The sequence below is a fragment of the Candidatus Spongiihabitans sp. genome (genome assembly GCF_965237845.1).
Classification (GTDB): domain Bacteria; phylum Pseudomonadota; class Gammaproteobacteria; order Arenicellales; family Poriferihabitantaceae; genus Spongiihabitans.
The window spans coordinates 1,933,435-1,948,383 of sequence record NZ_OZ250154.1; the positions used below are offsets into that span (position 1 = coordinate 1,933,435).

General features: G+C 51.2%; 13 protein-coding genes and 2 pseudogenes. 4 read left to right on the forward strand and 11 right to left on the reverse strand.

Annotated features, from left to right (window positions below; translation table 11 throughout):
- Positions 1-7: 7 nt before the first annotated feature.
- Together ACPXXB_RS09225 and ACPXXB_RS09230 are read left to right on the forward strand one after the other, a co-directional pair.
- Positions 8-231 (forward strand): annotated as a pseudogene (locus tag ACPXXB_RS09225) (transposase); the annotation flags it as partial.
- A 71-nt stretch (positions 232-302) separates the two neighbouring features.
- Positions 303-914: a hypothetical protein gene (locus ACPXXB_RS09230; protein WP_423906867.1), complete on the forward strand. Its 612-nt coding sequence runs from the start codon at positions 303-305 to the stop codon at positions 912-914.
- Between the two features lie 135 nt (positions 915-1,049).
- On the opposite strand, the gene ACPXXB_RS09235 is transcribed toward ACPXXB_RS09230, so the two are convergent.
- Positions 1,050-1,286: a hypothetical protein gene (locus ACPXXB_RS09235; RefSeq protein WP_423911221.1), complete on the reverse strand. Its 237-nt coding sequence runs from the start codon at positions 1,284-1,286 to the stop codon at positions 1,050-1,052.
- Between the two features lie 268 nt (positions 1,287-1,554).
- On the opposite strand from ACPXXB_RS09235, the gene ACPXXB_RS09240 reads away from it, so the two are divergent.
- Both ACPXXB_RS09240 and ACPXXB_RS09245 read left to right on the forward strand, forming a co-directional pair.
- Complete coding sequence (locus ACPXXB_RS09240) at positions 1,555-4,095, forward strand: S8 family peptidase (RefSeq protein ID WP_423906869.1); 2,541 nt, start codon at positions 1,555-1,557, stop codon at positions 4,093-4,095.
- Between the two features lie 1,006 nt (positions 4,096-5,101).
- Positions 5,102-5,445, forward strand: a pseudogene (locus ACPXXB_RS09245) (integrase core domain-containing protein); the annotation flags it as partial.
- 58 nt (positions 5,446-5,503) lie between these two features.
- Here ACPXXB_RS09245 and ACPXXB_RS09250 read toward each other — a convergent pair.
- The 10 genes from ACPXXB_RS09250 to ACPXXB_RS09295 form a co-directional block, all read right to left on the reverse strand.
- Entirely contained in the window at positions 5,504-5,842 is a 339-nt protein-coding gene (locus ACPXXB_RS09250) for a hypothetical protein (RefSeq protein ID WP_423906870.1), read from the reverse strand.
- 104 nt (positions 5,843-5,946) lie between these two features.
- Complete coding sequence (locus ACPXXB_RS09255) at positions 5,947-6,534, reverse strand: type II toxin-antitoxin system MqsA family antitoxin (RefSeq protein ID WP_423906872.1); 588 nt, start codon at positions 6,532-6,534, stop codon at positions 5,947-5,949.
- A gap of 9 nt (positions 6,535-6,543) precedes the next feature.
- Positions 6,544-6,903, reverse strand: a complete 360-nt coding sequence (locus ACPXXB_RS09260) for a type II toxin-antitoxin system MqsR family toxin (protein WP_423906873.1) — start codon at positions 6,901-6,903, stop codon at positions 6,544-6,546.
- A 274-nt stretch (positions 6,904-7,177) separates the two neighbouring features.
- Positions 7,178-7,969, reverse strand: coding sequence for an enoyl-CoA hydratase-related protein (locus ACPXXB_RS09265; RefSeq protein WP_423906875.1), 792 nt, complete (start codon positions 7,967-7,969; stop codon positions 7,178-7,180).
- Positions 7,970-7,987: 18 nt separating this feature from the next.
- A complete protein-coding gene (locus ACPXXB_RS09270; RefSeq protein WP_423906877.1) occupies positions 7,988-9,223 on the reverse strand; it encodes a phenylacetate--CoA ligase family protein in 1,236 nt (411 codons plus the stop codon).
- Between the two features lie 56 nt (positions 9,224-9,279).
- Complete coding sequence (locus tag ACPXXB_RS09275) at positions 9,280-10,095, reverse strand: ABC transporter ATP-binding protein (protein ID WP_423906879.1); 816 nt, start codon at positions 10,093-10,095, stop codon at positions 9,280-9,282.
- A gap of 118 nt (positions 10,096-10,213) precedes the next feature.
- Positions 10,214-11,383: a hypothetical protein gene (locus tag ACPXXB_RS09280; protein WP_423906881.1), complete on the reverse strand. Its 1,170-nt coding sequence runs from the start codon at positions 11,381-11,383 to the stop codon at positions 10,214-10,216.
- Complete coding sequence (locus ACPXXB_RS09285; protein ID WP_423906882.1) at positions 11,376-12,284, reverse strand: DNA adenine methylase; 909 nt, start codon at positions 12,282-12,284, stop codon at positions 11,376-11,378. The genes ACPXXB_RS09280 and ACPXXB_RS09285 overlap by 8 nt, the downstream gene beginning before the upstream one ends.
- Before the next feature lie 63 nt (positions 12,285-12,347).
- Positions 12,348-13,484 (reverse strand): DNA methyltransferase, encoded by a 1,137-nt coding sequence (locus tag ACPXXB_RS09290; RefSeq protein WP_423906884.1) that lies wholly within the window; start codon positions 13,482-13,484, stop codon positions 12,348-12,350.
- A gap of 127 nt (positions 13,485-13,611) precedes the next feature.
- Positions 13,612-14,907: an ABC transporter substrate-binding protein gene (locus ACPXXB_RS09295; protein WP_423906885.1), complete on the reverse strand. Its 1,296-nt coding sequence runs from the start codon at positions 14,905-14,907 to the stop codon at positions 13,612-13,614.
- Positions 14,908-14,949 lie beyond the last annotated feature (42 nt).

The window sequence follows — 14,949 nt, forward strand, 5'->3', positions numbered from 1 at the left end:
TACGAACAAAATGAACGCCCATGCCGAGCGCTCGACCGCACCATCCAAGAGCAGTTCGTCGACTGCCACGAGGATGAACTATTCCATGACCTGACCGGCTTTAACCGCAAACTGGCCAACTGGCTGATTGATGACAACACCGTCCTGCCTCATCATAGCCTCAGACTGCAATCTCCTGTAAACTTCCTCATCCAAAATCAACCCAAGCGCCAAAGGGGGTGGACTTGTACACGCCATCGCCTCAACCCCCCGCAAGGTGTTATCCTCCGCGCGCCGCCGAGGCGCTTGAAATCATCAAAAGAATGAAAAAGCATATCAGTCTGACATGGTTATTGACGATGGCGGTGAACGGCGCGATTGCCGATGGCGTCGGTCTGCCGACCAATGTGTGCCATGATTTTTGCGGCGCGCGGCAGCAGCGCATCTGGGCGCGTTTTGAGCGTGGCGAGGGTTTGGAACTTGCCACTCTGCCCTCGGTCTACGCGGGCGTTTGCCATGTCTTTGGCGATAACATCAATCCCGATCGTGAGCACCATGTCGGTTTCTTGATCGATCACGGCGCAGTTGATCACGGCGCAGTCGATCACAGCACGGTCGATAACGACACAGTCGGTCACGGCAGTCCGCATAAACTGCGTTTGCGCTTCAGTTTTTTCACGTCGGCGCAGCCATATGGCGAATTGGACGCCGCGCAAGCCGAGGATTATTTCGGCGCGCCGGTTTTGCCGCTAGGGGTCTATCAGGGCTACGCCTACGCCGAGGCCAATAGTTTGCGGTTTCTGTCACGTTACTGGTTTCGGCGCGACCGCGATTTGGATCGGGTGCTGCTGGTCAGTTATTTCGGCCCGAGGATCACCATCCTATGCGATACCGACCGCAACGCCGAGCAAAACGCCGAGCGCTCGGACGGTTGAGGGGCGGTTGGGCGGTTGAAGGGGTGCTCGGACGGTCGGGCGACGGTCGGACGGGTTCCAAAACGCCGACCAAAACGGCCAACCTGAACCCAAAATCACAGCGAGGCGATCGCGGTCATCGCCAGTTCGCCGCGGTCATTCGCCACGGTCATTCGCCGCCCACCGATGCAGTTCGCGCGCGCGTTTTTTGACCGCGATAGTGAATGGCTGCTCGGCGAACAGCGGGCTGAGCGCGCGGAATTCCAACCCGCTGATGGCCGCGCCGCGGCAATGCCGATCGGCCATGCCAGCGAGGAAGGCGGCGGCCAAGGAGCCGTGCATCACCTCAACAACCGACCACGCAAATGTCTTGGCATGAAAACGCCAAATCAAGCGCTATTCGGCATACTACCCTCTGTTGCACTTCATGGTTGAATCCACAGACCCAGACATGTCATTGACTATTCCGTCGGCACGGTTAATAATGTCCCGCGCATAGGTGCTGGATCCGGGTCTCTCGCGAATACAACACTGATTCAAAAATATTGCGATTCAAAAAGACGGCTTTAGCGGGGCGTTCTTTATTCAGGTTTTAGGCAAAGGCCCGGCATCGCCGCCACTTAACCACAACGATGAGGACTGATCATCATGATAATTAACAATGTTCAAAATGCTACCCCCCCCCCCCCCGCAAAATAGCAAACGACAGGCGTTAGTCGCCGCTAAACTCTTTGCACTGTGCGCGCTGAGTCTGTTACTGAGTGCTTGCGGTGGCGGAGGGGGCGGCGGTGGCGGAGGGGGCGGCGGTGGTGCTGCGACCAGCGACGGTGGCACACTCTTTCCGCGCACTTCGCCGAATGTCAGTGTGCCGCCCGATGATGCCGAGTACGCCAAGAGAAAGAGTGAATTTGAGGCATCTGATGAATACACTGTGAGATATATGAGTGGATCAACTAGCGGAACTGATTCGCATCTGGGCAGAATCAACGCCGCGGCCGCCTACGCGCGCGGCGCAACTGGCGCGGGCGAGACCATTGCGATTGTGGACACTGGCATCCGTAACACCCACCGCGACTTATCCGGCCGCGACAAAGTCACCAAGGTAACTCAGACTGGATATTTCCCGGACGATGATGACAAATTTCACGGCACCTTTGTCGCCGCGCTTGCCGTCGGTAATCGTGATGGCGGCTCAGACCTGAATATGCACGGCGTGGCTTTCGATGCCAATGTGCATTTCACCGAGATTTTCTTAGGCAACCCGCCTGCCCCCGGCAGTTACAGATACTTTCTATTGGAAAATCACAATGATCTGGAAGATCGGAGTCTCGCAACAGAATTTAGCAAATCTATCGCGAGAGCGCGAGCCGCGGGCGCCGCCATTATTAACTCAAGTTTTGGGGTGAACGGCGCGATCTCGAGATACGACCGACGGGAAGTTCGCAGCCGCTTCGGGCATACCGCCGTGGCACTGGAGCAAAAAAATACGCCCGATGCCGACAAGACAATCATTGTCTGGGCGGCTGGTAACGCTGGCGGTCACACGCTGGCGAGCGACCAAACGCCGGTTTTCGATTCGCCAGATCTGTGGTCCGGCATGGGCGCGTATTTTCCGGAATTGCAAAGTCATATCCTCGCCGTGGTGGCGCTGGATCAAGACGGCACGATCGCCAGTTATTCGAACCATTGCGGCATCGCCAAGGACTTCTGCCTGGCCGCGCCCGGCTCCAACATCGTCTCGGCTTTGTCACGTAGCGACACTGAGTATACCATCGGTTCAGGCACCTCCTTCGCCGCGCCAATAGTCAGCGGCTCGCTCGCCCTGTTGCGCCAATTTTTTCGCGGACAACTCGGCAATACCGAATTGGTCACCCGCCTGCTCGCCACCGCCAACCGCGAGGGTCGCTACGCTAACTCCGATATTTACGGCCACGGCCTGGTCGATCTGGACGCCGCCACCTCGCCGGTCGGTGCGATAATGACCGGCTTGCCCGGCGACCCAGGCAGTCGCCCGTTTGCCGGCAGCGGCATCACCTTGTCCGGCGGCGCTTTTGGCGCCTCGTTGCAACGCCAGTTGGCAGATGTGGAGGTCGCTGGTTTCGATTCCCTCAGCGCGCCGTTCTTTCAATCGGCGGCGGCCTGGGTGACGCAACCAGCGCAAGAACGCGGCAGTGGCATATACCGTGAACAGCGGGAGTTGTCGTTGGCGGCCTCGCCCTATCAAAACAATGGCGCAACATTGTCGCTGGGGTTTAACGGAGACGGCACGCTGAGCGATGCACGATTTTCTTCCGCCGATGGCTGGTGGTTCTCATATGGCGATCACGGTGGGCGGGCGCTTGGTTTGTATGAACAGTCGTTTGACACCCACCCGAACGCCTTGAATTATTTGAATCCCGATTTTCAAAACAGTCAGAGCGAACATGAATATACCTACGGCGCACGGCGTTTTAGCGACCCGCTTGCGTTCGCCGCGCCGTATTTATCGCTGGTGCGCGACGGCCCGGGAATGGGCTGGTCGCATTCGCGCGCTGGCGGCGGGCGTTTCGGCTTCGCGCTGATGCACGGCGCACCACAGTTTGATGGCCAACAAAACCCTGGCGGCAAGCGTGGCATCGGCGCGCTGCTCGACCTGACCCTTAACGGCGGGTTGTCGCTGCAAGCCGGTGCGGTACGCGAGGCCGATGGCTTCCTCGGTGCGCGACCGCAAGGCGCGCTCGGTCAGGCGCAAGGCGAGACCGCGTTTATCGGTGTCAACGGCGCATGGACGTTGGGCCACGACTGGCGCATATTGGCCTCGGCATACCTTGGGCGCACTCGCCCGCAAGTTGACGACAGCGGCTTGCTGCACGATGCCGGCGCCATCATCAGTAGTGCATTCAGCATTGGCGCGGTGCGCGCTTCAATGTGGCAGCGTGGCGATTGGTTCGGCATGCGCCTGTCGCAGCCTTTGCGCGCCGAGAGCGGCGACGTGACTTTGCGTATCCCCACTGGGCGCACCAAATACCGCGAAATCTTATACCGCGACCACAAAGTGTCTTTGGCGCCAGCCGAGCGCAACCTGCAAGCCGAAGCGGTCTATCACTTGCCCTTCGCCGGCGGCGCGCTAAAAACCAGTATGGGAGTGGAACATCACCCGCAGCACGACCGCGCAAGTGGCATCCGCCCATTCATGCGCCTGTCTTTTGAGCGGCGTTTTTAAGGGGGCGGTTTTTCGCTGCCCGGGTCAAAAGCTTGCCACAATGGTTTGCATCGCTGCTGCTTCTATCGCTAAAGGGCTAAACCAAATTGCTGAACAACGGGATCGTCAAGAGAGCAGTTATACCGTTCATTCAATGAATCCTGAAAACCACGTTAGGATTCGCTATGACCGCAAAAATCCATATGCCCCACTTGGCCCCCACTCCCATGGGTAGCGACCTCGCCCAATTCAATCGTAAACTGTCCGACTGGCTGATTGATTACCCCCCCCATCATAGCCTCGGCCTGCAATCCCCTGCACACTTCCCCATTCAAAATCAGCCAGAGTGCTAAACCTGCCCTCGCGAAAGTGTAGGGTGCCTTCTGATTACTACGATTCTTTTCGTATATCATTAGGCATCCAACATGCCCGGAGGAGATTAAAAGATGAAGATTAATCCGCACAAATCAGCCACGACCACGCCGGCTACCCGGGGCTACATCCAGGCATCCACCAAAACCGCCGTTGCGCGGTCCGCGGAACCAGGCGTGTCAATGACCACCATCTATAAAGTGGAAGCACGCCGGGCGCACCCAAGACGGCACGCACACTCGCCACAACCTGGGTGCAAGCGCCCGCCCGCAGCACGAGGCGATTATCCGAGAACTGCGGGTCGATTCGTGCTTGTCCTTGGATGACATCGTCGAAGTTATGAACCGCTGCCAGCCGGTCGCGCTGGGCCGTGGCGCAGTGTCTCGTTGCCTCGTTGCCTGCGGCGCTTGGGCTTCAATCAACGAACCAAACCCAGGCAAACTCATGGTTTCGGTTGCTTTGAGCCAACCTCCTGCGGCTATATCCACATCGACCTCAGGTGTTGAGCCGGCTAGGCAAGCGCCGCAGTTATGCGTTTGTCGCCATAGACCGCGCCACGCGCTTCGTGTTTGTCCAGATGCTGTATCGGCGGGATGCGCAAGGTATTAGCGGCTGCCTGAAAGACTTCATCGCCGCCTTCCCGCATCCGGCGTACACTATTTTGACGGATAATGATGGCGCCTTCACCGACCGCTTTACGGTGTCCAAAAAGGGCAACCCAGTGGTCGCCATCTTTTTGACCTGCTCTGCCAGGCTCACGGCATCCGGCATCGCCTAATCCGCACGTATCGCCCGCAGACCAATGGCATGACGGAGCGTTGCAATCGCCGCATTAGCGAAGCGCTGCGGCACAAGGCATGCATCAGCGCCAACACCGGCGGAAACAAGTTCCGCGGCTACCGGGAAAGAGACCGGTTTATCCGTGCCTTTGTGGATAACCACAACAAAACCCGCCTGAAGTGTTTAGGCTATAAAGCACCGCTGGAAACCCTGGAATAAACCATAAGGATCAGGCCGGACACAACACGAAAGCGGGGGTAGGGAGCCTATACAACCGCTAGCCGCTAAAAAGCGGTATGTTTATTTTTGGCAAGTTGGCACGCTGAACAATATCGACTACATGTTGTCGCCAGAAAGGCCAAACATTGTGGGTGGCGTTAAATTGGGAGAACGCTTTTAATTCTGCGACGGAAAGTTTGGATTTCACTTCGTAAAGAACGAGAAAATCTGCTTCAATTTTCACATATGTCTGCGACTTAACCTGTTTTGCTTTCGACTTGTCCAGACGCACACCTAGCGCGACCCTTATGATAAGCGTATCGGGTGCGCTTTTGTTGGTTTGGACGGTATGTCCCACTCCGCGTTTACTCAGCGTGGCTAATTCCAGGTTATCCATTTTAAGAACGCTCACAGGCCGCGAGCAATTGCTTTGATATAAAAATATGTCCAGCAACTTAAGTTTGCTTGCCGCTGTCTGTGTTAGTTTTTGTTGTTTTGCATTCATGCGGCTTGCCGAAATTCAGCATTTACGGGAGAGAGATTTGTCGGTTTGATTGATGGCATTTGCGCGCTGTCTTGCATGGACTGCGATATATGATAATCGGTGTTTTCAACAATAGGGGCATCCAAAGGTTGCGTAAAAGTATCTTGGGATTTACCGACTGTTTTGTTGCCTTCTGCCAACATTGAATAAGCATCCGGTAACTTCGCCGCCACGCGGATTAACTTGTCCATCGCTTCGCTTTGTATGGCGTAACCTCTTTCGTATTTTGAAAACGCATTTGCTCCGCCGCCAAAAATTTCAGCGGCGCGTTTTTGCGTGAGGTTCAGTTTTATACGAATGGCCTTGATCTCCGCGCTAGTCAATAGCCCGATGCGTTTGCGCTTGGTATCGGCGATTTTTATCTCGTTGCGTTTGATCTGGTCGGTCAGAACGGGGGCGCAACCGCACGAATCGCAAAGGCAACATTCCAAGCCCTTGACTTGAAATGGTTTGCTGCCATCTCTGGGTTTGAATTTGCCGGTGAATGTGGATGCGGTTAATTTTCCCTGCCAACAAACCGGGCACTCATCGGTTAAAAGTTTCATGGTAAATCCCTAAGAAAGGTGGAAAGAAGAAACAACAATGGCTGTACATTTTTTATTGAATCCGAGTTTGATATAAAGAGAGTCTGGGTTATTTGGGGGGTTATTTAGCGCAGATTGTGACGCTGACCATTGGCAATGATAGACATCAAGCCAAATCTCTGATTCTCCATATCTCACGGATTCCCGGTAGTTTTCCGAGGTCAAGTTTTTCAAGCATTCGCAAACATCTGTCAGCAAATAACCAAGATTTGTGGTGTCGTTAGACACCGCACTCGTCTTAAAATAAACCTGTTGATTGCCTGCCGGCCGGTGTATATGTTCAAGCGAATATTCGGATGTTTTGCGTTTTTGTGGCGTGTAACTAACCATTATGGTTATTTTTCATTTGATGTCAATACGGAAAAAGTGAAAATATTTAATTTTTTTGGCTGATTTCCATGAAAAATGACACTCAATCATCGCCGGTTACCCCCCTGCCGCCGGTCTCCTTTGCTGTTCATGAATTTATTCTCTAATTTATCCTCTGTCTGTTGACGATTGTAGCAGTTTGACTCACGACTACAAATAGCGGTGATGGCTGCGAAAATCCATTATGACCTCTTGTGGCATCCCGCTCCCACGGGTAGCGCCCCCGAACCTGTCGTCATCCAGACATCCACGGCGGCGGTTTTTTCTTAAAAAATCCACCGATGCCGGCAATGGCTTCCTCGGTTTCCCAGGCATCAGCCAGCATCTTTGCGGTGTATTCTCGATTCTCCTGCATCGTTTGTTGACTGACATTTCGTATTAATCCTTTAGTCATGGCGATGGCTCCGGGAGCGCAAGCAAGGCAGCTTTGCAGCTCCTTTTCAATTGCCTGGTCGAGATTAGCGGGTTCAACCACTTTATCAATCAATCCGAATTGAACGGCTTCGTTTGCATCAAATACATGCCCGTTCAATAATGTGCGGCGAGCATTGCTGATGCCCATTCGATCAATCAAATAAGGAGAGATATTAGCGGGGGTCAGTCCCAGCCGGGTTTCGGTTAACGCAAAGCGCGCGGTGGATACGGATATTGCGACATCGCAAACTGCAATCAGTCCAACGCCGCCGGCATAAGCCGCGCCGTGAACCCGAGCGATGGTAATTTTGTTGAGCCGGTTTAATGCTTCCAAAACATCCGCCAAGGCGGCGCTTTCCCTGATTCTTTGTGCGCGACTGCGCGCCAGATTTTCTTTCATCCAACCCAGGTCGGCGCCGGCCGAAAAACTTTTCTCTCCGGCAGCAGCCAAAACCACTGCTCTTATAGCATTGTCATTGCTTATCGCCTTGCAGGCATCGCGCAACTCCAACATCATCCGGCTACCCATGGCATTGTGCTTTTGCGGGCGGTTCAGGGTTAACCGGGCTACGCACCGTTGATCCACTTCAAGACTTATATCCGCGTAATTCATATTGATTATCCCGCTTGATTATTCGTGCCGTCTGATATCTTCTATGACCAGCCCATCATTGGAAATTGAATTAGGTTCAACGAAATTAACTTCTCCGCGAACCTTGCACAACTCCCGAATACTTTTGTTTATTGCTTCGTCAAGAGCCTCGGATTGTTGCGTAACTTCACAGTGTAAAGTCATTTGATCGCTTTGATCGACCCAATCAACAACCAGTCTTGCCTGGATAATTTCTGGATGGCGTTTTATCAGACCCTCTATCTGCTCGGGATGAATGAACATGCCGCGCACTTTCACGGTCTGGTCGGCGCGCCCCATCCAACCCGCTATTCGTCGGTTAGTGCGGCCACATTCACTGACTCCCTCAAGCGCCGCAGACAGGTCGCCGGTGGCAAATCGAATCAAAGGATAATCTGGATTCAACGTGGTCACCAATACTTCACCGACTTCGCCATCGGCAACAACATCACCACTGCCGGGTCTTACAATTTCCAGGTAAACGCCCTCATCGACTATCAGCCCCGAATGCACAGAAGATTCATAAGCAATCACACCCAGATCAGCGGTGGCATAACATTGCAGGACCGATATTCCCCGCTCGGTAAAATCATTTCGCAATGAAGGCGGCAGCGCTTCCCCAGAAACCAGCGCCTTGTTCAGGCTACTCGCATCCAGATTTAACGCATCCGCCTTTTCCAGAATAATTTTCAAAAATGACGGCGTGCCGATATAACCGCTTGGTTTTAAATGGTTTATGGTTTGCACTTGCAAATCAGTTTGGCCAACGCCCGCGGGTATTACGCTACAACCCAAGGCATGACATCCGCTATCGCCCATTGAGCCTGCCGGAGTGAAATGGTAGGAAAAACAGTTTTGCACTAAATCGCCCGCACGAAAACCGGCGGCAAATAATGTCCGTGCAAACCGCCAATAGTCTGGGCGTTTGGTGCTGACTTCGTAAATCGGTCCGGGAGAGGCAAAAATATAAGCTAACTGATTGTGCTTAAAAGCGGTCAAACCACCCAACGGCGGTCGCTGCTGCTGGCGGTCGATCAGTTCTGATTTTCTGGTGACTGGAAAGTTTTGTAACTGATCAAGTGAAGCCAGCGGTTGCCCATCATAATCCCGCAAACTGCTCGCATAAGCAGCGGTGTTTTCCCTGGCGTGAGCGAGTTGCGTGGAAATACTTTCAAGCAGTGCCTGTTCTCTGCGCTCAGTGCTGCGCACTTCCAATGAATCGTAATATTTCCGCATAAAATAATTTCAGGCAATACGGCTAATACGCTCAGCAAATACGCTCAGGCAAACTATTAAGCAAGCCAGCGTTTGCGCCGCCGATAATGCTTAACATCACGGAAACTTTTCTTATCGCTGCCGCTGACGCCAAGATAAAATTCCTTGACATCTTCATTTTCGGCAAGAGATTTCGCTTCACCGTCCATAACCACGCGGCCGTTTTCCAAAACGTATCCATAGGTAGCGTAGCGCAATGCCACCGATGTATTTTGTTCCGCTAACAGAAAAGTTACCCGTTCCTGTTGATTAAGTTTTTTGATGATTTCAAATATTTCTTGCACAAGTTGAGGCGCAAGTCCCATTGAAGGCTCATCCAATAAAATTACTTTCGGTCGAGCCATTAATGCCCGCCCAACGGCAATCATTTGTTGTTCGCCTCCAGAGGTATAACCGGCCTGGCTTTTTCGTCTTTCTTTTAGCCTGGGGAAATAGCTATAAACCTTTTCCAGATCATCGCTAATTGCTCTGCGGCCATGTTTACGGGTATAAGCGCCGGTCAGCAGATTTTCCTCCACCGTTAAATGTTCAAAACAATGGCGCCCCTCCATGACCTGAATGACCCCTCGTTGAACCAATTCCGTTGGCGACAGGTTTTCTACCTTTTCACCCATAAATTCGATCGATCCCTTGGTTACATTGCCGCGTTCGGTGCCGAGGATATTGGAGACAGATTTAATTGTTGTGGTTTTGCCGGCCCCGTTTGCGCCCAGCAAGGCGACAATCCCGCCTTCCGGCACATCCAATGAAACGCCCTTGAGCACCAGAATGACGTGATCATAAATCACCTCGATATTCTTGATACTCAGGACGATTGTTGGTTGTGCGGGCATGATATAACGGGTAATAAGTGACTAGCTCGACTCGACTATTCTATTTTGATGGGGGAAATTTATTCTGGTCAGAAAATAGTGGATTCTCGTGATGTTTTTTATTATTGCCGCTCAAAAGTTACTTAACCAATTCCTGCAAAATATGGCCTTGCTTAGCCACCGCATCTTCCGAGTTGACAATAAACAAACCAAAGTCGTTGGATTGAGCCTCATCTATTGCGGAAAGAATCAGTTTCTTGTCTTTTTCTTTGGCTTTGTTGGTAGAGAAAAAATGGTTAAGTTCTGTACTGCTCATCTCGCTATGCAGACTACCACGAACCGTGCCAGAAGTTAGCCCCACGACGGCATAATACGGCATAGTTACATTGTTGTATTTCAAACTGCTTATGTTGGAAAACAACGCCATCTTTATAAAGGCATCTTTTATGTCGTATTGAGACGGAAGCACTTTTGTCTTGCTGTGTTTTTTCTCTATCAAGAACACGCGCCCGTGTGCAATAAAGCATTCGTCTGCAGTCCAGTAATATAACCCGCCCAAAAGATTTTTTAGTGTGATGATTGCCTTATTTCCCCCAGTTTTCTCTTTAGGTTGATTAATTAAAGCCTCACGAATTTGTGCCTGTTGGGCCAGTTGTCTTGATATATCCCTAAATTTGGAAGCGTCTTGTTTGGCAATCGTGATACGTTTTTTAATGCCATCTTCGCCATGCAAGCGGACTCCTGTTTTACAACTTATTTTCCGATATGCTACCAAAGCACATTCCGCAACATCGAATAGTTGCTCCATTTGTTTCAAATTCCAATGCAACGCACTGGAATGATAATTTTGCAATTCTTTGAGTTGTCCGCCGACATAACAGTGGTCAAGACTCTGGTTAGTGATTTTATTCTTGTGTATCTGTTTTGGTCGTATGTTCTTTTTCGCTGTAGTGTAGTAACCGACAATCACATACACATTGAACAGACTCATTAACGAAACGGTATCCCACTGGATAAAATCGCGGTCGCCATCCGCGCCTTCATCCTTGCAAAAAGGAATTAGCGTTACGCGATTCTTTTTATTTAAAGTGTCATAAACGCGGGCAAATGGATAAGACCGCGTTCGCTTGGGAGAAACCCATTGGCTAACAGCGTATTCGTCGCTTGCGGTCTTGAGTATAAATCTGCTTTTGGACGACAAATTGCCATTTAGAAATTTGTTCATTTCAAAAATTTCTAGTGAAGCGGAGAGTTTTGTCACATACTCAATTTCTTTTAGTTCTGCGACAATATCAATGGGCTTACTCATCAAATAATCCTCTTTGGTTTTTCGGATTACACACATCACTAAACACATCGGCGTAGTCAGCGCTCAACACAAACACCTCGTTTGATTGTCTGCTGGCGTTCATCCCGTAAGCCCACTCCGAGGGCAGGATGCGAAAGCCATTGTATAGTTCTCGAACGTCTGGACAATCATTATATGAAAGCAACCAACCATCTCGATTTCGCAATATCTTGGCAAGAGTAGCATGGTCAAAATCTGCGTGGTGATCGCCGCGCTTGCCGTATAATTTGCTCTCGATAACATAGGGCGGGTCAAGATATAGGAAGTCGTGTTTGTGACGACCCAATGACTGCTTGAAATCGGCTTGCTTAATCGTAAGTCTATCCGTCTTGAACGCGGCAAGCCCGGCAATAGCAGTATCGGTAAAACGCGGGTGACCGGGAGACATCCCTCCAGAAAACGTTGTGCCGGAAAATGAACTGCGATTAAGGGCAAAGAAAACAGCCGCCAGTTTGCGTTTGCCTTTCATCGTGAAATACCCCCGTTGTAAAGCGTAAAACTCAACTTTGCTCAGCGGGTGATAAGCGCGCACTAGCTGCGCCAATTTGGGCGCGTCATCCAGCAGCGTCTGCCAGAAATTAACTAACGGCGCGAACGCATCGTAGGCGTGAACCTCCACGCCCCGAGCAGCACAAGCTAACTCAACTGACGCGCCGCCAATGAACGGCGAACACAAGCGATCAAGGTTTGGCGGCAACAGATGAAGTATCTGTTTGACGGCGCGCGACTTGCCACCCGGATAGCGCAAGGGAGATTTAAGCGTTAGCCTCGGCGGCTGGTTTGTCGGTGTCGAAGCAATCAAGAGCGCGGAGACTTGCTCCAGAGTCGCATCAATCGGTTTGGTGATATTTCGGGTAATCATAGAATCAACTTAGCGCAGGTTAGCCGCGTATCAATGCTCAACTGAATTGCGTACATTGCGGTATCAAACCTTTTTGTTCAATGTATGTATGCGATTTCCTAATTTTTGAATCGTGTTCGCACCGTATTTTATATATTGCTTCTCGGTTTCCATTCCGATGTGTCGCCGGTTAAGTTTTTCGGCCGCAAGATTAGTAACCCCGCTACCGGAAAAAATATCAAGAACAATATCATTTTTATAAGAATAATACTGAACAACCCGTCTTGCCAGTTCTTCGGGAAATGGACACGGATGAATACTCTCTTGCGGAGCAACAGGCCGAATATTCCAAATGTTCTTGCTTTGCTCTTGATAGCCTTTCAAATCCAATTTGTTTTCTCGCTTTTCTTTCGCCGAACGATTGTGATAAATGTTGTTTTCAGATTTTTTTGCAGCCGGTTTTTGAAAGACAAAAACGTACTCCACGGCTAAACTCGGGTAGTAGTAGCCAGGATACGGATGTTGCATTAAAACACCACTTCTTTTATCTCTGACCACGCCCTTTTCCCAAACAATGTCTTCCTTGAACCGCCAGCCAATTTCCTCCATCCAACAAACAAAATGAAAAGGCAACGCCACTCGCTTTCCCTCCCATGCCACTGGTGAAATGTTCACCACATTGTGACCACCTGGCTTTATGACGCGATACATCTCTTTGAATCTATCAATCAGAAATGTTTTATAAAAATCATAAGACTGCTCCTTTCTCTCCCAGTAACCGACTTCCCCGTTTAACTTTTTTACATGATCGTCATAGTTGATTGCGTTATGATACGGTGGCGATGTGAACGCAAGCACAATGCTGTCATCAGCAAGTGTTTTCATGCCATCCAAACAATCGCCACAAATAAACTGTCCTAACCCGGACTGATACACTCTCAGTTTTTCCCGATTGGCCCGGAAACGTCCGCCTAACTCTAATGCAGAGATAATCTGTAGTGCTTTATTTGTCCCAATTCCTTTGAATTGTAGCAAATCCGCCACAGTGATTTTGTCGGTCAAATTCGAGCGAAGATAATCAACCAATTCTTTGCTCAAACGGCTTATGCTGTTGCCTTTCGCTCCAGTGCCGAGAATGACGGATATCAACTCTTCCGTGTTCAATTTGGATGGCGGATTGGAAAGAAGCTTTTCCCGAGGTTGCTGATTTGTTGCAGGCATGGATAAATACCAAACTAATAACTCTCTAATTTTCTTGAGACAACATCTAACTCAGATGAATGACAAAACCCCCGGCCGATAGCAACTCCATTGCCATCGGCACACGTTGGACTAACTACCAGCACTGTTAACCGCAATCACGTTCGGAAATATTGTTTTCGGCGGCGTAAGCGGCGGAGTCTTCCATAATCAATGCATCGACCACTTCACGGTCGGCGCCGGTGAAATCAGTTATCAGCGACCAGGATTTGGCGGCGGCATCCCATTGTTGAATGGCGCCGAGACCAGGGCCGCCGTGGTTCTCACAAGTGACATTGATTTCGGGACCGAAGTTTGCAAGACCCAGCTCAGCCATACGCGCCTGATCAATTTTAAGGGCTTCCATGCCGTCGCGCATTTGAGCGGAGGTAATATCGGCGACGCCGTGCATTTTCTGTGCGGTTGCTGCCGCTTCCGCAGCCAGTACAGCGGCGTACATACCCCGGTTATACAAAACTGTTCCGAGGTTGGAACCATCTCCCGCGGCTTTTCCTCTGTCAACAACATATTTTCTGAGGTCATCATAAACATCAAACCGATCGCTAACGCCGTGGAACGTAATCGCTTTATAGCCATTGGCGCCATCGCCAGCCGGCAATACGTCATTTTCAGAGGCAGACCACCAGACACCGATGAAGTGATCCATGGGATAGCGAATGTTAGCAGCTTCCTGGACAGCGACCTGGTTCATCACCCCCCAACCCCACATCAATACGTAGTCCGGCTGATCGCGGCGAATTTGCAGCCATTGGGATTTTTGCTCCTGGCCTGGATGATCCACCGCCAGCAGGGTTAACTCATAGCCGTGTTTTTTAGCCAATTCCTCAAGGGTGCGGATCGGCTCCTTGCCGTAAGCGGAATTATGGTACACCAGCGCGATGTTTTTGCCGTTAAGATCCCCGCCCTCCTGGTCTGCGATATATTTAATGATGATGGAGGCGGCGTCCCAGTAAGTGCCCGGGTAGTTGAATATGTGGCTGAATATTTTGCCGTTGGCGGCGGAAGTGCGGCCGTAGCCCATGGAATGCACCGGAATGTCGTCGGCGGTGGCCTTCGGGATCAACTGATAGGTGATGCCGGTGGACAGCGGCTGATAGACCAATGCGCCTTTGCCTTTTGTGGATTCATAGCATTCCACGCCTTTTTCGGTATTGTAGCCGGTTTCGCATTCGATCAATTTGATCGGCGCGCCGCCGATACCGCCATCGCGTTGGTTCAGCAATGTGAAGTAGTCCGCATAGCCATCCGCAAATGGAATGCCGTTGGGGGCGTAAGGTCCGGTGCGGTAACTCAGTGATGGAAACACCAAATCCGCTGCTGCCGTCTCAGCGCCAATCGACATCACCATCGCTATGGCTACGGCAGTTAGTTTAGTAAGTTTCATATTTCCTCCTCGGAAATGGTTAATGTCCTGTACGGACGAGGG

Bases quoted from the DNA above. Each gene is read 5' to 3' on its own strand.
- ACPXXB_RS09230 (WP_423906867.1), top strand. From the start codon at position 303: ATGAAAAAGCATATCAGTCTGACATGGTTATTGACGATGGCGGTGAAC.
- ACPXXB_RS09240 (WP_423906869.1), top strand. From the start codon at position 1,555: ATGTTCAAAATGCTACCCCCCCCCCCCCCGCAAAATAGCAAACGACAG.
- ACPXXB_RS09250 (WP_423906870.1), bottom strand. From the start codon at position 5,842: ATGGATAACCTGGAATTAGCCACGCTGAGTAAACGCGGAGTGGGACAT.
- ACPXXB_RS09255 (WP_423906872.1), bottom strand. From the start codon at position 6,534: ATGAAACTTTTAACCGATGAGTGCCCGGTTTGTTGGCAGGGAAAATTA.
- ACPXXB_RS09260 (WP_423906873.1), bottom strand. From the start codon at position 6,903: ATGGTTAGTTACACGCCACAAAAACGCAAAACATCCGAATATTCGCTT.
- ACPXXB_RS09265 (WP_423906875.1), bottom strand. From the start codon at position 7,969: ATGAATTACGCGGATATAAGTCTTGAAGTGGATCAACGGTGCGTAGCC.
- ACPXXB_RS09270 (WP_423906877.1), bottom strand. From the start codon at position 9,223: ATGCGGAAATATTACGATTCATTGGAAGTGCGCAGCACTGAGCGCAGA.
- ACPXXB_RS09275 (WP_423906879.1), bottom strand. From the start codon at position 10,095: ATGCCCGCACAACCAACAATCGTCCTGAGTATCAAGAATATCGAGGTG.
- ACPXXB_RS09280 (WP_423906881.1), bottom strand. From the start codon at position 11,383: ATGAGTAAGCCCATTGATATTGTCGCAGAACTAAAAGAAATTGAGTAT.
- ACPXXB_RS09285 (WP_423906882.1), bottom strand. From the start codon at position 12,284: ATGATTACCCGAAATATCACCAAACCGATTGATGCGACTCTGGAGCAA.
- ACPXXB_RS09290 (WP_423906884.1), bottom strand. From the start codon at position 13,484: ATGCCTGCAACAAATCAGCAACCTCGGGAAAAGCTTCTTTCCAATCCG.
- ACPXXB_RS09295 (WP_423906885.1), bottom strand. From the start codon at position 14,907: ATGAAACTTACTAAACTAACTGCCGTAGCCATAGCGATGGTGATGTCG.